The 21,438-nt window shown below is 68.6% G+C and carries 14 protein-coding genes, 2 tRNA genes and 1 pseudogene; 14 read left to right on the forward strand and 3 right to left on the reverse strand.

Annotation, left to right across the window (positions count from 1 at the left end):
• The first annotated feature begins 256 nt into the window (after positions 1–256).
• On the forward strand, positions 257–3,196 hold the full coding sequence (locus HNR00_RS11350) for a beta strand repeat-containing protein (RefSeq protein WP_183569297.1): 2,940 nt from the start codon (positions 257–259) through the stop codon (positions 3,194–3,196).
• A gap of 33 nt (positions 3,197–3,229) precedes the next feature.
• Here HNR00_RS11350 and HNR00_RS11355 read toward each other — a convergent pair.
• Together HNR00_RS11355 and HNR00_RS11365 are read right to left on the reverse strand one after the other, a co-directional pair.
• Positions 3,230–3,712: pseudogene (locus tag HNR00_RS11355) on the reverse strand (DUF4113 domain-containing protein); the annotation flags it as partial.
• Positions 3,713–3,724: 12 nt separating this feature from the next.
• Positions 3,725–4,636 (reverse strand): helix-turn-helix domain-containing protein, encoded by a 912-nt coding sequence (locus tag HNR00_RS11365; RefSeq protein WP_183569299.1) that lies wholly within the window; start codon positions 4,634–4,636, stop codon positions 3,725–3,727.
• Between the two features lie 446 nt (positions 4,637–5,082).
• On the opposite strand from HNR00_RS11365, the gene HNR00_RS11370 reads away from it, so the two are divergent.
• Both HNR00_RS11370 and HNR00_RS11375 read left to right on the forward strand, forming a co-directional pair.
• Complete coding sequence (locus tag HNR00_RS11370) at positions 5,083–6,714, forward strand: Hint domain-containing protein (RefSeq protein ID WP_183569301.1); 1,632 nt, start codon at positions 5,083–5,085, stop codon at positions 6,712–6,714.
• A 149-nt stretch (positions 6,715–6,863) separates the two neighbouring features.
• Positions 6,864–8,096 carry a site-specific integrase gene (locus tag HNR00_RS11375; RefSeq protein ID WP_246390549.1) on the forward strand — a complete coding sequence of 411 codons (1,233 nt, stop codon included), beginning with the start codon at positions 6,864–6,866 and terminating at the stop codon, positions 8,094–8,096.
• Positions 8,097–8,160: 64 nt separating this feature from the next.
• Here the strand turns inward: HNR00_RS11375 and HNR00_RS11380 are convergent.
• Positions 8,161–8,236: transfer RNA gene (locus HNR00_RS11380), tRNA-Asn, on the reverse strand.
• 238 nt (positions 8,237–8,474) lie between these two features.
• On the opposite strand from HNR00_RS11380, the gene HNR00_RS11385 reads away from it, so the two are divergent.
• From HNR00_RS11385 to HNR00_RS11435, 11 genes are all read left to right on the forward strand, one after another.
• A tRNA-Cys gene (locus HNR00_RS11385) sits at positions 8,475–8,548 on the forward strand.
• Positions 8,549–8,688: 140 nt separating this feature from the next.
• Positions 8,689–9,339, forward strand: coding sequence for a protein-L-isoaspartate O-methyltransferase family protein (locus HNR00_RS11390; RefSeq protein WP_183569304.1), 651 nt, complete (start codon positions 8,689–8,691; stop codon positions 9,337–9,339).
• Positions 9,340–9,908: 569 nt separating this feature from the next.
• Positions 9,909–11,306, forward strand: a complete 1,398-nt coding sequence (locus tag HNR00_RS11395) for a TolC family outer membrane protein (protein WP_183569306.1) — start codon at positions 9,909–9,911, stop codon at positions 11,304–11,306.
• A gap of 127 nt (positions 11,307–11,433) precedes the next feature.
• Positions 11,434–12,039, forward strand: coding sequence for a PopZ family protein (locus tag HNR00_RS11400; RefSeq protein WP_246390550.1), 606 nt, complete (start codon positions 11,434–11,436; stop codon positions 12,037–12,039).
• A gap of 316 nt (positions 12,040–12,355) precedes the next feature.
• Entirely contained in the window at positions 12,356–15,076 is a 2,721-nt protein-coding gene (locus HNR00_RS11405) for a valine--tRNA ligase (protein WP_183569308.1), read from the forward strand.
• The gene (locus tag HNR00_RS11410; protein ID WP_183569310.1) at positions 15,073–15,792 is read left to right on the forward strand and encodes a DUF2459 domain-containing protein; all 720 of its coding nucleotides are present in this window, start codon (positions 15,073–15,075) and stop codon (positions 15,790–15,792) included. Before HNR00_RS11405 ends, HNR00_RS11410 begins: the two co-directional genes overlap by 4 nt.
• Before the next feature lie 124 nt (positions 15,793–15,916).
• A complete protein-coding gene (locus HNR00_RS11415; RefSeq protein ID WP_183569312.1) occupies positions 15,917–17,440 on the forward strand; it encodes a Do family serine endopeptidase in 1,524 nt (507 codons plus the stop codon).
• 235 nt (positions 17,441–17,675) lie between these two features.
• A complete protein-coding gene (locus tag HNR00_RS11420; protein ID WP_376770377.1) occupies positions 17,676–18,110 on the forward strand; it encodes a hypothetical protein in 435 nt (144 codons plus the stop codon).
• A 79-nt stretch (positions 18,111–18,189) separates the two neighbouring features.
• Positions 18,190–19,269, forward strand: coding sequence for a tartrate dehydrogenase (locus tag HNR00_RS11425; RefSeq protein WP_183569316.1), 1,080 nt, complete (start codon positions 18,190–18,192; stop codon positions 19,267–19,269).
• Between the two features lie 9 nt (positions 19,270–19,278).
• Positions 19,279–20,103 (forward strand): 3-oxoadipate:acetyl-CoA acetyltransferase, encoded by an 825-nt coding sequence (locus HNR00_RS11430; protein ID WP_183569318.1) that lies wholly within the window; start codon positions 19,279–19,281, stop codon positions 20,101–20,103.
• A gap of 315 nt (positions 20,104–20,418) precedes the next feature.
• On the forward strand, positions 20,419–21,345 hold the full coding sequence (locus tag HNR00_RS11435; protein ID WP_183569320.1) for a DUF1236 domain-containing protein: 927 nt from the start codon (positions 20,419–20,421) through the stop codon (positions 21,343–21,345).
• Positions 21,346–21,438: the final 93 nt, after the last annotated feature.

Raw genomic sequence — 21,438 nt, forward strand, 5'->3', positions numbered from 1 at the left:
ATTCATAAAAAATATAATCATGGGATAAATGTGCTGTTGGTCTGGACCTTGCAGTCAGCATCCGCTGCGTCGGTGGCGTCACCCCTAGCTGATCGGCTAGTTGACAACGTTTGAAATAGCCTCTTAATCCGCCTACCTTCGCCAAAATTGGCGTTGCTGGTGGTCTTTTCTGAAATCAATTTTGGCGCTCTGAATCCGATGCCAAAATCAGAAATTGTAAGAATATCTCCTCCAGCTAATCCTAAGGGGGACTGCAATGACTAAGATTACAGGGACGAGTAAGTCCGAGACGCTGAGCGGCGGCGCAGGTGATGACTTTATCAACGGCGCCAGCGGAGACGACGTTCTGAACGGCGGCGGCGGCAATGACACGCTGTTCGATAGCGATGAATACGCATCCGACGACGACGCACCGACCGATGCCGACAAACTCTACGGAGGAGCGGGTAACGACGTCCTCACCCACTACCAGGGCTTTTCGTATAGCGGCACAGTGCAGAACACGGACGGCGACCTGCTCGACGGGGGTGCGGGTGACGATCGGCTTCTCTTCTTCGGCGGGCAGAAGGGATGCACTGCCGTCGGCGGTGACGGCATCGACACGCTGATGTTCACCTTGCACGGAACGCTGCCGAACGGGGCGGAGTTCAGCATGCCCACGGATATGGAACTGGTCGGTTCCAACGTCTCCGTCACCCTGTACACGGGTGGCCCCCGGGGCACCAATCCCAGTCTACAAGTATCCGGCACCGGTATCGAGCGGGTCCAGTTCGCCAGTGGCGCAGGCGACGACAAGCTGGTCGGCGGCAATCTCGACGATACATTGGAGTCCTATGGCGGTCGCGACGAAATTCATGGCAACGGCGGAAACGATTATATTACTATTGATCTGATCGAATATGCGGGAAATGCCCCGACCAACGTCATGATCGATGGCGGCGCAAACACCGATACGTTCGATTTCAGCAGTTACATTGCGTCGGATGAGAACTTCGTTCTCGATCTTTCCGCCGGGACGTTCACAGCGAACGGCCGTTCGCTCGGACCCATCACTGGCTTCGAGAGCTTAACGGCTTGGACCCGCGATGGTGACGACAGGCTGACCGGTGGCGCGCTGGCGGATCATCTCCGCGCTGACAACGGCAACAACAAGTTGGTTGGAAATGGCGGCAACGACGTCCTGACATCTGGCGACGGCGTCGACAGTCTCGATGGCGGCGAGGGCAACGATGCCTTGTATGCGGACTTCGGCAAAGACAGCTTGACCGGGGGTGGCGGCAACGACCTGCTCGACGGGGGAGCGGGCAACGACGTAATGAATGGAGGAGCGGGCAACGACACTTATGCTGTCGATTACCTTTACGATTATCGCGTCGATCAGACGAAAGCACCTCGTGATATAATTTACGATACGAGCGGCATCGATAATATCACGACTCAGATGTCGTATCTTGATATGCGGTTTTATAAAGACATAGAAAACGCAACACTTGACGGAATTACATCAGTAAATGTCATCGGCAACGATTTAAATAACATCATTGATGGAAGATATGCTTACTTTGGACTGAAGGCGGACGGAGGATTGGGGAGCGATTCAATCTTAGGTGCGTTGAAAAGTTCCAATACACTGTCAGGAGGGGTCGGCAACGACGTCATCGACGGTGGCATTTATTCCGACACGCTCGACGGCGGGGCCGACAAGGATACCTTGAGCGGTGGAGACGGCAACGACGTCGTGAAAGGCGGCGACGGCGACGACGTGATCCTCGGCGATGCGCAGCAGAACAACGCGGGGGTCGTGTTCGGCTCGGGCAATATCACGAAGGCGAGCGGTCAGGGCGACGCCGCGCACCCGATCAGCCTCGATGGTCGCTTCAGCCTCGTAGCCAATCCCGAGATTGACAATGCCAAATCGCTTCCACACGTCACTGTGTCGGCAAAGCTCAATTACGTTGACTACTACAACAACAGCGATTTTTATACCATTTCGCTCAAGGCAGGCGCCGCGATCGTTGTGGACATCGACACCAATTCAACGGACGAATTCGATGCCACCGTCCTAATTCTTAACGCTGAGGGCGAGCAACTAGCGGACAGCTCTTACGGCAGTGCGCGCGAGAAGAGCACCGGGTCGCCCAACGCAAACGACCCGTTCCTGACATACGTCGCGCCGAGCGACGGCCTCTACACCATCAAGGTCCGGCCAGACTTTTCCGGGGAGGGCGGAAGCGCCTATCGGATGCACGTCTCGCTTGGCCAACTCGGCGGCGATGACACTCTATCGGGCGAAGCCGGCAACGATACCATCTACGGCGGTGAGGGTCAGGATTCGCTTGACGGCGGCGCGGGCACCGACACACTTTCCGGTGGAGCGGGCTCGGACACCTACTACGTCGACAATTCCGGTGATCGCTGCGTTGAGGCAAACGGGGTCGCCGGTACCGACCTCGTCTTTGCCTCCGTGTCCTATTCGCTGGCGGGTTCCGAGCTGGAGAACCTGACGCTGACGGGCACCAAGAGCATCAACGGTACCGGTAACTCCCTTGCCAACGCCATCACAGGAAATAGCGGCGCCAACGTCCTCAACGGCGGCGTCGGCCGCGACGCGATGACGGGGCGCGGCGGCGACGACACCTACATCGTCGACAACCTTGGCGATGGGGTCACTGAGGCGGCGGGCGGCGGGCGCGACACGGTGCTGGCGACGGCGAGCTACGCGCTCGGGGCCGGGCAGGAGATCGAGGCGCTGCAGCTGCTGGCCTCGACCGGCTCGGCGCGGTTCAACCTGTCCGGCAACGCGTTCGGGCAGTCGCTGGTGGGCAACAACGGCGCCAACGTGCTCGACGGCAAGGGCGGCGCCGACCTGCTGACCGGCCGGGGTGGCGCGGACAGCTTCCAATTCTCGACGGCGCTCGGCGCAGGCAACGTCGACCGGATCGTCGACTTCGCGGTCGAGGACACGGTGCGGCTGTCGAAAGACGTCTTTTCCGCGCTCGCGCCCGGGCAATTTGCCGAGAGCGCGTTCAAGAACATCAGCACCGGCGCGGCCGACGCCAACGACCGCATCCTGTACAAGCAGACGACGGGCGAGCTGTTCTACGACGCGGACGGCTCGGGCAGCGGAGCGGCGGTGAAGTTCGCCGTGCTCGACAACAAGGCCGCGCTCACGGCCGCCGACTTTTTCGTCTTTTGATCGTCGGAGGGGGGGCGTTTCTCGGAATGCCCCCTACGCCTGCGCGCCCGGCGGCTCGTCCACCCGCGTCGTGTAGCGCGGCGTCCGCATCTCGAACTTCGTCGCCGAGCCGCGCCGCTGCCGCTCGAGCCCGGCCCGCGGTGGCACCACCGCGCCGCGGCCCCAACGCGCGTTGCAGGCGTCGAGCGCGTCCATCAGGTTTGCCGAACGCTCGCGGTCGAGCTGGCCGATCAGCGCCCGCTGCGAGCCCGCCAGCGGCACGAGGTCGGTCGTGACGATTCCAGCCTTCGAGTAGCGCCACGGCGGGTCACGCTGCTCGCGCCACCTCCGGGCGACCCCGTGCAGCGCCCCGGTCGCCATGTTGAACTCGCTGAACAAGGATAGCGGCACGAGGCAGCGGTGCTCCGGCCCGAGCCAGCGGCGCCAGTGCTGCGAACCGGTGTTGCGCACGTTGGTGACGCCCGGATCGACCCGCTTGCCCTTCAGCGCGAAGGCCGGCGAGGGCATGCCCCACCTCGCGCATCCGCGCTAAGGCACGAGCGTCCGGATCCACTCGGAGAACAGGTCCGTCTCCACGGTACCGACGACGGCGCTGGTGGCCGCGGCGAGGTCGCTCGGGCTCATCCCGTAAGCCTTTCGGAACGAGCGGCTGAAAGCGGCGGCATCCGTGAAGCCGTAACCGTAGGCGATTTCGAACACGCGCCGGGCGCCCCCCGCTTCCGCCAGCGCCGCGCGCGTGGCGTGCAGCCGGCGCGCCCGGATGTACTGTGCGACCCCCCCGACATCGTGAAACAGCCTGTAGAGCGACGAGCGCGACACCCCGATCCGGCGGCAGATCGTGTCGGGCGACAGGTCCGGCGCGGAGAGGTGGCGCTCGATGAAGCGCTTGCAGCGCAGCAGCATCGCCGCCTCGCGGGAGCGGGCGGCCTCTGCGAGCGAGACCCGCGTCGGTGCAAGGCTCGCCGCCAGCATCTGCGCCGTAGCGCGGGCGAGCCCCTCGGCTTGCCCGGGCCCGATCCGGTGAGCGTTGCCGACGAGGCTCATCATGTGGGCGGCGAGCAGCGCTCCGCCTTGCGGCGTCAGGACGGTGCCGTGATACGCCTCCGGCTCCGGCAGCCACGTGCTCACGAGATCGCGCGACAAGCTGACGATCGCGGAATTCCGCTCCTCGGCCGCACTCCGCACGAAGGGCTGGGACAGCACGTTGACGGTGATCGACCCCGCCTGGACATGCGGGTCGCCGCGCTCGGTGCGGGCGTCGAACGGGTCGCTCGTTAGGTGCAGGACGACGTGGTCGAGCCCGTCGGCGCGGATGCGCCGCCGCGAGCGCTGGACGGCCTGGGGCGAGGCCGACATCGTCCGCACCACCATGCGGTCGAGCGAGGTCGAGACCACTCGCCCCGAGAAGTTGTGGTCAGTTGCAGCGATGTCGTGGGTCATCCCAAGAAGCGCACGCCACGCCTCGAATCGATGCTCGGGTGCGACCAAGTCCGTATCGAACGCGAACTGCGGAACCGTGGTCACTGGCGGGAGGCCCGTTCTGGAAAGGTCTTACCCGATCAGTCCCGAAAAGCCCGCTAAGCGTCAAGCGCCGCCGATGACGGCGAAGGCTCGGGCGTGCGGAGCGTTGTTCGATGACAAAGGATGGTGCGCAGGAGGGCGATGATCCCGCCGAACCTGTGCATGGCGCCCCGATCTCTGTGCCGGGCGTCCCAATCTTCGCGTCCGGGCCGCGCGACCCTGGTTCGCTTCCATCGATCGGCTAAGCATCACTGCCCAAGACCGCGCGTAAGGCTGCGCTGCCGGTCGGGTAGGACGGGAGGGGATCGCCGCACCGATTCCCAGACGAAGAACAAGGCTTACGCGAAGACGCGGAGCGCTGGGGGATGGGTATGGCGACGACCGAGACCTTCGCGGGTGGGCAGCAGACCGGCTGGACCGATACGAACGGGAACGCGGCCCCGGTCGATACGACGCCAAACGACGGCTTCTCCGACTTCCTCGGTCGCTTCGTCGGCTCGGGCGGCGTTGAGGCGGTCTCGAAGACCTACACCTTCACCGCTTCGTCGAGCCCGACGACGATCTCATTCGACTTCAACAAGATCGACAGTTGGGACGAGGGCTACTTCGGCGTCAACGATCAATTCAAGGTCTTCCTCAACGGGCAAACGGCGCTGACCTTCGCGCCCAGCGGCTTCAGCGGTGACGACGACGCCCCCGGCGGAAGCAACGGCGCCAGCGGCAACTTCACGGCGGGATCCCTGACCGGGAGTTACACGATTACGTCGAACAGTCCGGACAGCGAACTCGGTTTCGGCCAGCAGACCGGCTACTATCAGCAGGCCTTCTATGATCGCATCTATCGTGTCGAACTGACGCTCGACGCGACACCGGCCACGGTCCGGCTCGGGTTCGGCTCGACGCTCGACGGCAATGTCGACGACGAATCCTACGGCATCGACAACGTCACGACCGACGCCGTGTGCTTCGCCCACAGCAGCGCCATCCGCGTCGTGCGGGAGGGAACCACGCGGGATATGCCGGTCGAGCATCTCCGGGTCGGCGACGAGGCGGTCACGGCGTCGGGTGCGCTCCGCCCGATCCGCTGGATCGGACACCGCACGGTCGCGTGCCGGGGTCGCGCCGACCTCCTGCCCGTGCGCATCGCCGCGCACGCCTTCGGCGAGGGCCGCCCTTCGCGCGACCTCTCCGTCTCGCCCGCCCACGCCATCGCCGTCGACATCCTCGGCGAGGTGCTGATCCCGGCCTGTCGCCTGATCAACGGCACGACGATCACGCAAGTGGACGTAGAGGAGGTCACCTACTGGCACGTCGAACTCGACAGCCACGACATCCTGCTCGCGGAAAACCTGTCCGCCGAGAGCTACCTCGATTGCGGCAACCGCCGCTTCTTCGCCAACGCGGACGCCGTCGACCTCGCCGCGACGCCCGACACCCGGCCGGAGGGCTCGCTGCCGTTCTGCCGTCCGTTCCACGAGGCCGGCGCGCTGGTCGATCTGGCACGCGCGCGATTGCGGGACCGGGCGGAAGAACTCGGCTGGCGCAAGGTCAAGGAGACCTTCGCCGGGCTGCACATCGTCGCCGATGGCTGCGCGATCCGCCCGGACATGGAGGGCCTGACGGCCCGCTTCGTCGTCCCAGCCGACGCCCGTGACGTGCACCTCGTCTCCAGCACCAGCGTCCCGGCGCATGTCCTGGCCGACTCGTCCGACGACCGGGAACTCGGTCTACCGCTCGCTTCCCTGGTCATCGACGATGGCTTGACCGGCGCCCGTGCCATCGCGCTCGACGACGACCGCTTCGGTAAGGGCTTCCACGCCGTGGAGGGTGGCACGCGCTGGACGGACGGCTTGGTGGTACTCCCCACCGACCTATGGGCGGGTTGCAAGGGCTCGTTCTTCCTACGGGTGACGCTGGCGGGTCCGGCCCTACCGCGGTGGATCGCGCCGGGTGAGACGGCCGGTGCGGTCGATCTGGCCGAGCGGCGCCGAGCCTGAGGCGGAAACAAGAAGCCCCGCCGCGGCTGAGCCGGGCGGGGTAGGGTCGTCGTCGAGCCTCTGGAAGGCGATGTCTGGATGCACGAACGGTGCCGGGTGACCGGGGCGCCTTGTGGCGGGCTGGGAGGCAGGGAGACTCAGTCCCGGCGATGCTCCCGGTCAAGGCCTCGAACAGCGTCAGCGTGCCGAGCACGGGGATGAAGAAGCTCGGCGAGTCGGCCGAGAAGCGCCACAACGGGCGCGTCGATCTCTACTGGGTGGCCGACGAGAAGCTCGTCGCGAAGTGGTTCATCCCGAAGACAGTCCGGTTGTTCGGCGACTGGCCTTCCCAGGGGATCGCCTCGCGCTGCGCGATCCTGCAGGCCGAGATGCTGGAGTGGGCGGCAGGCCGTGAGCCGGGACGCAACAGCTTCGCCCTCGGCACCATCGGCTGGATCTGCCGGGCTTTCGAGACCGATGCCGATTCGCCGATCCACGAGCGCCGCCGGGACACCCGCGTCTTTGCCGGCAACTACATCCGACACCTCGTCGAAGCAGCCGGTGACGAGCGCATGGCGGACATCATCGGCCGCGATGTGCGACGCTGGCATCGGACCTGGGCGAATGAAATCGGCGAGCGCGCCGCTTACGCCTACGTCCGGACGCTCCGCCGCGTTGTGAATTGCGGCTGCGAACTACGAGACCGCGATGCCATCGAGTTGGCGGCGGTGCTGTCGAAAACGACTTTCCCGCAGCCGCGCGCCCGCAAGCTCCGGCCGAGCCACGCCATGATCGTAGCGCTCCGGACGGCCCCACACGAGGCGGGGCGGCCGAGCATCGCCCTCGCCGTGACGCTGCAGTTCGAGCTTGGGCTCCGGCAGAAGGACGTGATCGGCGAGTGGGATCGGCCGGACGCCCAGGCACGCGAGCGCATAGGCGGGGCGATCACGGACGGCGCCTGGGTGTGGGATTGGGGCCTCGTCTGGAACCACATCGACGGGACGGTCCTGCGCAAACCCACCTCGAAATCGAACGGTCACGAGATCGCCGAGCACGATCTCAGCCATTATCCCGAGTTGATCGCCGAACTCCCGCCGCGCGGCGTTGGTCCGCTCGTGATCGACGAGCGCTCGGGGCTTCCCTGGAGGCGCTCGCACTTCAGTCGAACCTTCCGGGGAATCGTGCGGGCGTGCGGCTGGCCGGACGGCATCTGGAACATGGACAGCCGAGCGGGAGCCGTGACCGAGGGATTCGAGGCTAGCGCAACGCCTGCTGACGTGATGCGCGCGGCGACGCACACGCAGCTATCCACGACGATGCTCTACAACCGCGGTTCGGTGGTTCAGTCCGGGCGCGTGGCGGAAATTCGCGCGGCGCGGCGCAAGGCGAAACCGAGCCCCTGAAACAGGTCGGGAACGACAGCGGTAACACGCGCAGAGCCGGCATCGGCTAAGTGCTTGAAAGGTTTGGCTCCCCGAGCAGGACTCGAACCTGCGACAAAGCGATTAACAGTCGCTTGCTCTACCAACTGAGCTATCGGGGATCACCCGGCCGCCTCGGCGGCGCTGGCGGGTCATTAGCCTCCGCCGATTGCCGGCGCAAGGGTGCCGGCGACGGTTTTTTGCGACCGGCCAGGGTTGTCCTGCGGCGTGACGCTTCGGTGACCATGACGCCGACAAGGGCGTTGCCGAGGAGGGCGGGCCTCTGCTAAGGACGCCTCGCTCCGGGCCGGCCGCCCCGCCGGAGCTTCGCGCAGAGGCTTCACGTCGAGCCGCGAACGAGGCCTCGTGGCGGAGTGGTTACGCAGAGGACTGCAAATCCTTGCACCCCGGTTCGATTCCGGGCGAGGCCTCCACATCCGGACCTTTGGGCGAACGCTCCGCAGGTTCCGCCAAGCCTGGCAATTGCCTTGCAATTCCCGGGACGATCCACGAAAACCCCTCCCGCTCAGGGCGGCCCGGCGCCGTCCCGGTCCGGCGAGGGAAACACGGCTTCATGCTCGATTATGCGCAGGCGCGACGCCTCATGGTCGATTGTCAGCTTCGGACCTTCGACGTCAACGACAACGCCGTGCTCGACGCGTTCGACGCCGTCCCGCGCGAGCGCTTCGTCCCCGCCGGCCGCGAGCCCTTCGCCTATATCGATCAGGCCCTGACCCTGCCGACGGAGAACGACGGCCCGCGGGTGATGGCCGCGCCGATGCTCCTCGCCCGCATGGTCCAGGCGCTGAAGGTGCGCCCCGGCACCCGCGTGCTCGACGTCGCCGCCGGCTACGGCTACGGCGCCGCGATCCTGAACCGGCTCGGCGCACAGGTCGTGGCGCTGGAATCGGATGCCGCGCTGGCCGATGGCGCCCGTGAGCGCCTCGGCGGCACGGTCGAGGTGGCGCAGGGTGGACTCACCGAGACGGTGGCGGGCGGCCCCTTCGACGCGATCCTGATCGAGGGCCGGGTCGAGACCCGGCCGCAGGCCCTGCTCGACCAGCTCCGCGACGACGGACGCCTGGTCTGCGTGCTCGGCCCCGATCGCGGCGCCAAGGCGACCCTGTTCGTGCGGGCGGGCGACGCCTTCGGCGCGCGCCCGCTCTTCGACGCCAACCTGCCCGCGCTCAAGGCCTTCGCGACCGTGCCCGGCTTCGCCTTCTGAGGCGTCGCGCCGGATATCGCATCCGGGACGAGGCTCCGAACGATTCGTCCGGAAGCGCGACGATGCCGCCCGCTCGGGGGGCCGAACGGCGGAATCCGCGCACCGTATCATACCAGAGGGCGAGGAGTGGAACCCATCGCCCTCTGCCCGCGCGACCGCGCGGCGGCGGGCGTCCGCCGAACGCACCGATCGGAATTAGGCACTCGTTAAGGCTGCCCGGCTAGAACCTCGGGGCAGTCAAGGTGCCTGCGCGCAGGGCCCGGCGGATTTCCGCTCCGCCCCCGATCGCGCCGGCCGCGCCGTCGCCGGGGAGTGTCGCTTTTTTGAGCCACCCCACAGGCAATCCGATCACGCGGACGTGCGTGGCTCTGTCCCTGCAGGATCAAGCTCGGCTATGCTGCGCCCCGAGGCGGGCAGGCTGTCCCGGCGCGTAGGCGCGGGAGAGGTCGTGCCGACGAGCCCCGCGGTTCCGCACCGACGGCGACCCTCTCGCGAGGGGCGCCCCGAGGCTCGGAGCCACGCCGGGCTCGGCGAGACGGCGAATCGAGAAACCGCAAGGGCTGATCGACGTGAGAGAACGGAACCCTGCGGCGCGGTCTGCGCTTCGGCTCGCCGGTGCTGTCGTGACGGCGCTGGCGGTCGTGAGTCCGGCCGGAGCCGAGACCCTCGAGAGCGCGCTGTCGCGCGCCTATCAGGCCAACCCGGCGCTGAACGCCGCGCGGGCCAACCTGCGCGCGACCGACGAGGACGTGAACCGCTTCCAGGCCGGCTACCGCCCGAACGCCGCGATCTCCGCCGATATCGGCGTCCAGCAGTTCCAGGGGCGCACCGCCGGCCAGCAGATCCCGGCACGGCTCGGCACCACGGTTCCGGGCGGCGCCGGACTCACGATCAACCAGAACCTGTTCGACGGCTTTCAGACCGACAACCGGGTCCGCGCCGCCGAATCGACCGTCCTCAGCACGCGCGAGGCGCTGCGCCAGACCGAGATGAACACGCTGTTCAACGCCGCCCAGGCGTACATGAACGTGCTGTCCGACACCGCGACCCTCGAACTCCAGCGCAACAACGTCGAGGTGCTGGAGGAGCAGCTCCGCCAGACCCGCGACCGCTTCAACGTCGGCGAGGTGACCCGCACCGACGTCGCCCAGGCCGAGGCCCGGCTCGCGGGCGCCCGCTCGCAGGTGGCGACGGCGGAAGCGAACCTGCGCGCCTCGATCGGCATCTACCGCCAGATCGTCGGCGTCGAGCCGCGCCAGCTCGCACCCGGCCGTCCGCTCGACCGGTTCGTGCCGGGCAACCTCGATCAGGCCATCCTGATCGGCCTCAAGGAGCACCCGCAGATCCTCGCCTCGCTCCACGCCGTCGACGTGGCCGAGCTGCAGGTGAAGGTGGCCGAGGGCGCGCTCTATCCGCAGGCGCAGGTCACCGGCGCGGTGCAGCAGCGCTACGACCAGCAGTTTCCCGGCGATAACGGCGTCACCGCCTCCATCGTCGGACGCATCAACGTGCCGCTCTACCAGGGCGGCCAGGAATACGCGCTGATCCGGCAGGCCAAGGAGAACGTCGGTCAGGCCCGCCTCGTGGCCGACCGCGACCGCGACACCATCCGCGCCTCGATCGTGCGGACCTGGGGCAACCTGGAGGCCTCCAAGGCGCAGGTGATCGCCTCCCAGGCCCAGGTCCAGGCCAACGAGGTGGCGCTGAACGGCGTGCGCGAGGAGGCCCGCGTCGGCCAGCGCACCACCCTCGACGTGCTGAACGCGCAGCAGGAGCTGCTCAACGCCCGGGTGAACCTGATCCTGGCCCAGCGCAACCGTGTGGTGAACTCCTACGACGTGGTGCAGGCGGTCGGCCGCCTGACCGTGCGCTTCACCTCCCTGCCGGTGACGCCCTACAGCCCGCGCGAGCACTTCGATCAGGTGCGCGATCTTTGGTTCGGCGTGCGGACGCCCGACGGACGCTGACACTCGGCAGGCTCCGGTCGCGGATTCCTGTTGGCGGTCGCAAGACCACGGTTGATGCCCTAAGAGACGATGAAATAGTTAATTAACCATTTCGTCGTCTTGTTGATCGTCACCGAGTATCGTCCAGATGAGCGCAGCGAGTCTCAAGGTTCAGGACAAGGCGCAGGAGCCCTCCATGGAGGAGATCCTCGCCTCGATCCGCCGCATCATCGCCGACGATCAGGCCGCCAAGCCCGACGAGGCGCCCGCCGCGCCGCGACCCGCGCCCGCTCCGTTGCCCGTGTCGCTGGTCGAGGAGGACGACATCCTCGATCTCGCCGAGGTCGCCGAGCCCGTGCGCAAGCCCGAACCGATTCCCTTCGACATGCCGGAGATCGACTTCCGGATGCCGGAGCCCGAGCCGGAGCCCGTCGTCGAGCCCGAGCCGGACTTCGACCCCGAGCCCGTCTTCGCGGCCGCTCCACCGCCGCCGCCCCGGCCCGTCGAGCGGATCCGCGCGGCGGTCGAGGAAGAGGTGGGCGAACGCCTGATGTCCGCCAGCACGGGCGAGAGCGTCGGGCAGAGCTTCCAGTTCCTCGCCCAGACGGTGCTGTCGCAGAACGCCCGCACTCTGGAGGATCTCGTCAAGGAGATGCTGCGGCCGATGCTGAAGGGCTGGCTCGACGAGAACCTGCCGCAGATGGTCGAGCGCCTCGTGCGCGCCGAGATCGAGCGCGTCGCGCGCGGAAAGTAGTCGTCTCCCTTTCCCTCACTGCCGTCGTTCCGGGGCCGCGCAGCGGAACCCGGAATCCACCGGTGATGCGCGGCTATAGACCGGGACAATGCCCAATCGTGGATTGCATGCCTCCGGCGCGCCCCTCCGGGTCCGGGTTCGCCGATCGGCGTCCCGGAATGACCGCCGTTCAGTCGCGGTTGCTTCGAACCGCATCCAAGGCACCGGTCCCTCGACGCGTCCGCTCCGGTCGGCGCAGGCGCGAGGTTGACGGCGGCGGGGCCGCGGGCCGATAGCGGCGGCAGCATTTTCCGCCGTCGAAACGCCCGCCCCGCCCATGATGGACAAGACCTTCGATCCCGCCGCCGTCGAGGCGCGCGTCTCCGCGGCCTGGGAGCAGGCGGACGCCTTTCGCGCCGGCCGCTCCGAGCGCGCGGGCGCCGAGCCCTACTGCATCATGATCCCGCCGCCGAACGTGACGGGCTCGCTGCATATGGGCCACGCGCTGAACAACACGATCCAGGACATCCTGGCCCGGTTCGAGCGGATGCGCGGGCGCGACGTGCTGTGGCAGCCCGGCATGGACCATGCCGGCATCGCCACGCAGATGGTGGTCGAGCGCAAGCTCGCCGAGACGCGGCAGCCCGACCGCCGGACCTTGGGTCGCGAAGAGTTCCTGCGCCGGGTCTGGGCCTGGAAGGAGGAATCCGGCGGCACCATCATCGGCCAGCTCAAGCGGCTCGGGGCCTCCTGCGACTGGTCGCGCGAGCGCTTCACCATGGACGAGGGCCTCTCGCGCGCGGTCCTCAAGACCTTCGTGGACCTCCATGCGAAAGGGCTGATCTACCGCGACAAGCGCCTCGTGAACTGGGACCCGAAGTTCCAGACCGCGATCTCCGATCTTGAAGTCCAGCAGATCGAGACCAAGGGCCATCTCTGGCATTTCGACTACCCGGTCGTGGACGAGGCTGGCGCCGAGACCGGCGAGATCATCACCGTCGCGACCACGCGGCCCGAGACCATGCTCGGCGACACCGCGGTCGCGGTCCACCCGGACGACGAGCGCTACACCGCGCTGGTCGGCAAGCATGTGCGCCTGCCGCTCGTCGGCCGCCTGATCCCGATCGTCGCCGACAGCTATTCCGACCCGGAGAAGGGAACGGGTGCCGTCAAGATCACGCCCGCCCACGACTTCAACGATTTCGAGGTTGGTCGCCGCGCCGGGGTCTCGGCCATCAACATCCTCGACCCCGAGGCGCGCATCCAGATCGCCGGCAACGCCGCCTTCCTCGAAGGCGCCGCGCCGGAGGACGCCGCGATGGCGCTGGACGGCCTGGAGCGAGAGACCGCGCGCAAGCAGGTCGTCGCCCTGATGGAGGAGCGCGGGCGCCTGCGTATGGTCGAGCCCAACACCCACGCGGTGCCGCACGGCGACCGCTCCGGCGTCGTGATCGAGCCCTACCTCACCGACCAGTGGTACGTGAACGTCAAGCCGCTGGCCGAGCGCGCGCTCCAGGCCGTGCGCGACGGGCAGACCCGGTTCGTCCCCGACAACTACGAAAAGACCTTCTTCCAGTGGCTGGAGAACATCGAGCCGTGGTGCATCTCGCGCCAGCTCTGGTGGGGCCACCAGATCCCGGTCTGGTACGACGACGAGGGCAACTGGTTCGTCGCCGGCAGCGAAGCCGAGGCGCTTGCGCAGGCTGAGACCAAGCACGGCCGCCCGGTCGCGCTGACCCGCGACCCCGACGTGCTCGACACGTGGTTCTCCTCGGCGCTCTGGCCGTTCTCGACGCTGGGCTGGCCCGACGCCACGCCCGAACTCGCCCGCTTCTACCCGACCAACACCCTGGTCACGGGCAAGGACATCATCTTCTTCTGGGTCGCCCGGATGATGATGATGGGCCTCCAGCTCACCGACCGCGCGCCGTTCGATACCGTCTACCTGCACACCCTCGTCCGCGACGAGAAGGGTGCCAAGATGTCGAAGTCGAAGGGCAACGTCGTCGATCCGGTCGATCTCATCGACCGCTTCGGCGCCGACGCGCTGCGCTTCACCCTGGCCGCCCTCGCGGCCCCCGGCCGCGACATCAAGCTCGGGCCGCAGCGCGTCGAGAGTTTTCGCAATTTTGCGACGAAGCTCTGGAACGCGGCCCGCTTCGCCGAGCTGAACGGCTGCGCCCTCAAGGCCGACTTCCGCCCCGAGGACGTGAAGGAGACGCTGAACCGCTGGGCGCTCACCGAGGCCGCCAAGGCGGTGACCGAGGTGGCGCAGGGCATCACGGTCTACCGCTTCAACGACGCGGCGGCCGCCGCCTACCGCTTCGTCTGGAACGTTTTTTGTGATTGGTACCTGGAACTGGCCAAGCCCGTGCTTCAGGGCGAGGGCGTCGACCCAGCCGCGCGGGCGGAGACGCAAGCCACCGTGGCCTTCCTGATCGACCAGATCGCCAAGCTCTTGCACCCGTTCATGCCCTTCCTCACCGAGGAGCTGTGGGCGATCAAGGGCGAGGTTTTGCCTGAGACCCGCGGCCTGCTGGCGCTCGAATCCTGGCCCGATCTGTCGGCCTATGCGGATGCCGAGGCCGAGGCCGAGATCGGCTGGCTGGTCGAGCTGATCTCCGAGATCCGCTCGGCCCGCTCCGAGACCAGCGTGCCGGCCGGTGCCCAGGTGCCGTTGGTGATGGTCGCGGCGGATGACACGGTGCGCGCCCGGCTCGACCGCTGGAGCGAGACGCTGGTGCGCCTCGCCCGCCTCTCCGAAATCGGACATGCGGAGTCGGCACCGAAGAACTCGGTGCAACTCCTCGTGCGCGGCAGCGTCGCCGCCCTGCCGCTGGAAGGCATCGTCGATCTCGCGGCGGAAGTCGCCCGCCTCAAGAAGGAAGGCGGCAAGGCGCGCGCCGAGATCGCCAAGCTCGACGGCAAGCTCAACAACGCCGACTTCATCGCCCGCGCGCCGGAAGAGGTGGTGGACGAGCAGCGCGAGCGCCGCGACGCCGAGGCCGCGCGGCTCGCCAAGATCGAGGAAGCGCTCGCCCGCCTCACCGACGCGTGAGGCGGCTCGGCCGCGTCGTCCTCGGGGGGATCGCCGCCCTCGTCCTCCTGCTCGTGGTCGCCACGGCCTGGACGGCGCGGCCCGGCGATCCGGCGCTCTACCCGACGAGCGAGCCCGACGCCGAGACGGTGCTGCTCGTCAGCCACGGCTGGCATTCCGGGATCGTGCTCCGGCGCGAGACCGTGACGGGGGAGGGGGCCGGCGCCGCGCTCCGCAACGTCGCCACCCGTTTCCGCGATTTCTCGGCCCTCGAATTCGGCTGGGGCGAGGCCCGCTTCTACCGCGCGACGCCGACGCTCGCCGCCTTCGACTGGCGCCTCGCGCTCGGCGCGCTCTTCACCCCCGGCGGCAGCGACGGCGTGATCCAGGTGGTCGGCCTGGAGCGCCCGGCGCGCGACTCGTTCCCGAGCGCCGACATCGTTCCGGTCCGCATCTCCCGCGCCGGCCTCGCCCGCCTGCTCGCGCGGCTCGAGGCGAGCCTCAAGCTGACAAAAAATCAGCCGGTCGATCTCGGCCCCGGCCTCTACGGGCCGAGCCTGTTCTACGAGGCGAACGGCCGCTTCTTGTACAGCAACGTCTGCAACCACTGGGCCGCGAGCCTCCTCGACGCGGCCGGCGTGCCGACGAATCCGGTGCTCGACACGCATCCGCTCGGATTGCTTCTGGATCTGCGCTGGCGGGCCGGTGCCGAGCCGCTGGCCCTTCCAGCGGACTGATCCGCCACCTGTCCAAACCGTAACCTCTGCGCCATGCCGGGGTCAGACGGGCTTCCCTAGAAACATCCTCACGGCCCGCCGCCCCGGCGGCCGGCCCCGAGAGTTTCGGAAGAGAGACCGTTCCATGACCCTGACCGTTCGCCGCCGCGCCCTCGCCTCCGTCGCCGCGGCCGCCATCGTGGCCGGGGGTGCTGCCGGCTTCGGCCTCACCCCGCCCACGACCCCGGCCTACGCCCAGGCCCTGCCGCAGACCCCGATCACCGCACCCCAGCACCCGCCGGGCTCGTTCGCCGACGTGGTCGACAAGGTGAAGCCCGGCGTCGTCGCCGTGAAGGTGAAGCTCAACGCCGACGCCAGCGACGACGACGACGACACCCCCGGCAGCGGCAACCTCCAGCAGGTGCCGCCGCAGCTGCGCGAGTTCTTCAAGCGCTTCGGCCAAGGCGGCCAAGGCGGCCAGAACGGCGGACGCGGCATGCCGCAGCAGCGCGGCGAGCGCGGCGCGGTCGGCTCCGGCTTCATCATCTCCGGCGACGGCTACGTGGTCACCAACAACCACGTCGTCGACAAGGCCAAGACCGTGCAGGTGACGCTGGACGACAGCCGCACCCTCGACGCCAAGGTGATCGGCAAGGACCCGAAGACCGACCTCGCGCTCCTGAAGATCACCGAGGGCGGCACCTATCCCTACGTCCAGTTCGGCAAGGGCGCCCCGCGCGTCGGCGACTGGGTGGTCGCCATCGGCAACCCGTTCGGCCTCGGCGGCACGGTGACGGCCGGCATCGTCTCGGCGCGTGGCCGCGACATCGGCGCCGGTCCCTACGACGACTTCCTGCAGATCGACGCGCCGATCAACAAGGGCAATTCAGGCGGCCCGACCTTCAACGTCAACGGCGAGGTCGTGGGCGTGAACACGGCGATCGCCTCGCCGTCCGGCGGCTCGGTCGGCCTCGCCTTCGCGATCCCCGCCGAGACGGTCCAGGCGGTGGTCGATCAGCTCCGCACCGACGGCAAGGTGGTGCGCGGTTATCTCGGCGTGCAGGTCCAGCCGGTGACGAAGGACATCGCCGACGGGCTCGGCCTCGACAAGGCCAAGGGCGCACTGGTCGATCACGCCGAGACCGGCACCCCCGCAGCCAAGGCCGGCCTGAAGTCCGGCGACGTGATCGAGTCTGTCAACGGGACGCCGGTCAACGACGCGAGAGAGCTGTCGCGCAAGATCGCCGGCCTGAAGCCCGGCACGGCGGTGAAGCTCGCCTATCTGCGCAACGGCAAGAACGACGTCGCCACCGTCGAACTCGGGACGCTGCCGACCGACGGCAAGGTCGCGAGCCGCAGCGACGACGATGCGACGAGCGGGCAGCCGCGGCTGGGCCTCAGCCTCGCCCCGGCGGGCGATGTCGGGCTCGGCGGCGACGGCGTGGCGGTGATGGACGTCGATCCCTCCGGCCCGGCCGCGGCCAAGGGCATCGAGACCGGCGACGTGATCCTGGATGTGGCCGGCACCAGCGTCTCGAAGCCCTCCGACGTGCAGGCGCAGATCAAGGCGGCGCAGGCCAACGGCCGCAAGGCGGTGCTGATGCGCGTCAAGAGCGCCAAGGGTCAGACCCGCTTCGTGGCGGTGGCGCTGACCACCAAGGAGGGGTGAGACCCGTCTCAAGGCGGGGCCGGCGACGGCCCCGCCGCTCTTCCGGCATTCCTCATCCCCTTCGAAGCCCGCTCTCCGGAGCGGGCTCATTTTTTTGTCGAAGGGCGAGGCCGACGCGCGCGTGTCGTTCCGCACGCCTCTTGCATAGCCATCGGGAACCCGCGGCACTCCGAAAACTTCGGTTCTCGTCGCGGCCGCCGTGCCGCCCTGCCGAGAGCGAGGACCCGAGATGACGATGCTCCAGCGCACCCTCCTCGGCGGCCTTCTCGCATCCGGCGTGGCGCTCGGTGGCCCGGTCGAGGCGCGGCCCGGCTGGATTTCCGGCACCTGGGTCTACGCCGACCTCTGCACCATGCCCGACGACGGCGCCCAGGCGGGGCGGCGCATCACCCTCAAGCGCTCGCCCAACGGCGACGGCCTGATCTACGAGGGCGCGGGGCTGCGGGCGCCGGTCGTCACCACGGTAACGGTGGACGATTCGACCAAGGACGTCGCCTTCCGGGTCGAGACCGAGGCCGGCCTCGTCAGCTTTCACGGCACCGCCGGGCCCGAGGCCCTGGTCGGCACCCTCGACAGCGCCGCGGGATCGCAAGCCGTGCGCCTGAAGCGCGTCCTGCGCTCGCGCGCCCACGAGGCCTGCCCCGGCGAGACGACAGGCTCGATCAACTGACACCGCTTCCTCTCTCCCGGCATTGACGCCGGGAGCCCGCGGCGCGAGGGAGACCGAACGATCGCGCCGGGAGGACGCTGTGACGGACGGCAAGCGCAGCTACGCAATCGCGGTCATCCCCGGCGACGGCATCGGCAAGGAGGTCGTGCCCGAGGGCGTCCGCGTGCTGGAGCGCGTGGCCCAGCGCCACGGCTTCGAGTTGCGTCAGGACTGGTTCGACTTCGCCTCCTGCGACTATTACGAGGCCCACGGGCGGATGATGCCCGAGGACTGGAAGGCGCGGATCGGCTCCCATGACGCGATCTATTTCGGCGCCGTCGGCATGCCGGACCGGGTGCCCGACCACATCTCGCTCTGGGGCTCGCTGATCCAGTTCCGGCGCGAGTTCGATCAATATGTCAACCTGCGCCCCGTCCGCCTGATGCCGGGGGTGACGAGCCCGCTCGCCGGCCGCGAGCCCGGCGACATCGACTTCTGGGTGGTCCGCGAGAACACCGAGGGCGAGTATTCCAACGCGGGCGGCCGCATGTTCCCCGGCACGGACCGCGAGTTCGCCGTGCAGGAATCGATCTTCACCCGCCACGGCATCGACCGGGTGCTCCGCTTCGCCTTCGAGCTGGCTCAAAGCCGGCCGAAGAGGCACCTCACCTCGGCGACCAAGTCCAACGGCATCTCGATCACGATGCCGTTCTGGGACGAGCGGGTGCGGGCGGCGGCCGAGGGCTATCCGGATGTGCGCTGGGATCAATACCATATCGACATCCTGACCGCGCATTTCGTGCTGAATCCGGATCGGTTCGACGTGGTGGTGGCCTCCAACCTGTTCGGGGACATCCTTTCCGATCTCGGGCCGGCCTGCACCGGCACGATCGGCATCGCGCCGTCCGGCAACATCAACCCGGAGCGCAAGCACCCCTCCGTGTTCGAGCCGGTCCACGGCTCGGCCCCCGACATCGCCGGCCAGGGGCTCGCCAACCCGATCGGCCAGATCTGGTCCGGGGCGATGATGCTGGAGCATCTCGGCGAGCGGGAGGCGGCGGCCGAGATCGTCGCGGCCATTGAGCGGGTGCTTTCGGAGCAATCCCTGCGCACGCGCGATCTCGGCGGCACCGCCGACACGGAAGGTTGCGGCCGGGCCGTCGCAGAGGCGCTGGGGTAGGGGGCGATCATGCGGCCCGTTATTCTCACGGTGGCGATCACCGGCTCGGTCGCCCGCAAGGCCGACAACCCGGCCGTGCCGATCACCCCGGCCGAGCAGATCGAATCGACGCGGGCCGCCTACGAGGCCGGGGCGGCGCTGGCCCACATCCACGTGCGCGAGGACGACGAGACCCCCTCGCACGATCCCGACCGCTTCGCCCGCGTGCAGGAGGGCATCCGCCGCCACTGCCCCGGCATGATCGTGCAATTCTCCACCAGCGGATCGGAGCCGAACGCGGAGCTGCGCGGCGCCTGCCTCGCCCACCGGCCCGACATGGCCTCGCTGACGACCGGCTCGACCAATTTCTCCGGCGGCGTCTACGGGAATCCGGCCGGCCTCTACACCGCGTTGGCCGGGCGGATGCGGGGCAACGGCATTCGGCCGGAGATCGAGATCTTCGATCTCTCCCACATTCACAACGCCCGCCGCCTGATCGATGCCGGCCTCGCCGACGAGCATTGTCACGTCCAGTTCGTGCTGGGCATCGCGGATGCCATGCCGGCCGATCCGCACTGCCTCGACATCCTGCTCGCCGAGACCCGACGCCTCCTGCCGAAGGCCAGTTGGGGCGCCTTCGGCATCGGCCGCTTCCAGCGCGAGGCGGTTGCCTGGGCGCTGGGGCGCGGTGCCGTGGGGATCCGCACGGGGCTGGAGGACAACATCCGCCTCTCCAAGACCGAACTCGCCGACGGCAACGCCGCGCTCGTGCGCCTCGCCGTCGAGACCTGCGCCGCGCACGGCGCCCGCCCGGCAACGCCCGCCGAGGCGCGGGCGATGTTGCACCTCGCCTGAGCGTCGGACACGACGGCCCGCCCTTCGGGCGCGGATCCGGCTTCGCCGTTCGGAACGGAAGCCACCGCGCCCTGTTCCGATCGCCCGCCAACTATTGATCGGTGGTCGACTCAATATCCGCGAGAGATCGGCAAGATGAGTTGCAGCGACCGCCGATGCTGCGGCCGATTGCACCGCGCGCGCCGGCTTATTGCCAAGTTCGTCCGGTCGTCATGGTGAAATCCTGCATGATTCGCGGAACGGTTTGTCCGTACCGGCCGTTGCGAGGCCGGTTTCGGCGCGGTGGAAGCGTCGGGTAGAGGACAGGGACGGACCATGACCAAGTTCTTACGCAGCACGGCCACGGCGGCCATCCTCGTGCTCGGTGCGGCGACCGCCCTTGCCCAGGGTGGCGCCGGTGGCGGTGCGGGGGGCGGAGCCGGCGGCGGCGCGGGCGGAGCCGGAGGTGGCGCGGGCGGAGCCGGAGGTGGCGCGGGCGGTGCGGGCGGCGGCGCCGGGATGGGCGGCGGCGCCGGCGGTGCTGGCGGCGCGATGCGCGGCGGCGAGGCCGGGGGCGCGGGCGGCGCGATGCGCGGCGGTGAGGGCGGTGCGGGCGGAGGCGCCATGCGGAGCGGCGAGCCGGGCGGTGCCGGCGGCGGCGCGATGCGCGGCGGCGAGGGCGGCGAGGGCGGCGCGCGCGGCGGACGCGACGGCGCCGGCCGTCCCGGTGAGCCCGGCAGCCGGGATGCGGCCGGCGACAAGGGCGGACGCGACGGCGCAGAGCGCGGTGGACGCGACGGCAAGGACGCCGCAGGCGAGCGTGGCGGACGCAACGGTGCCGAGCGCGATGGGCGCGACGGCAAGGACGCCGCCGGCGAGCGCGGTGGCCGCGACGGCGCCGAGCGGGGCGAGCGGGGTGGCAAGGACGCCGCCGGCGAGCGCGGCGGTCGCGACGGCGCCGAGCGGGGTGGCCGCGGCGGCAACGCCGCCGAGGCCCGCGGTGCCACGCGCAGCCTGAGCAGCACCCAGCGCACCGAGTTCCGCCAGTCGATCACCCGCACCAACGTCCGGGCGGTCACCAACGTGAACTTCTCGGTCAACGTCGGCACGGCGATCCCGCGCTCGGTCGCGCTGCACCCGCTGCCGCCGGCCATCCTGACGCTGGTGCCGGCCTATCGCGGCTTCCAGTTCATCCTGGTGCAGGACGACATCGTCATCATCGATCCCGACACCTACGAGATCATCGACATCATCCCGGCCTGATCTCGACGAGGGGACGTTTCTGGGCGGCGGGGCGTCGACTCCGCCGCCTTTTCTTTTGCGATCGTGCACGTCAGGTACCCCCCTAAAAGTCGA

The organism is Methylorubrum rhodinum, from assembly GCF_014199935.1.
Taxonomy (GTDB): domain Bacteria; phylum Pseudomonadota; class Alphaproteobacteria; order Rhizobiales; family Beijerinckiaceae; genus Methylobacterium; species Methylobacterium rhodinum.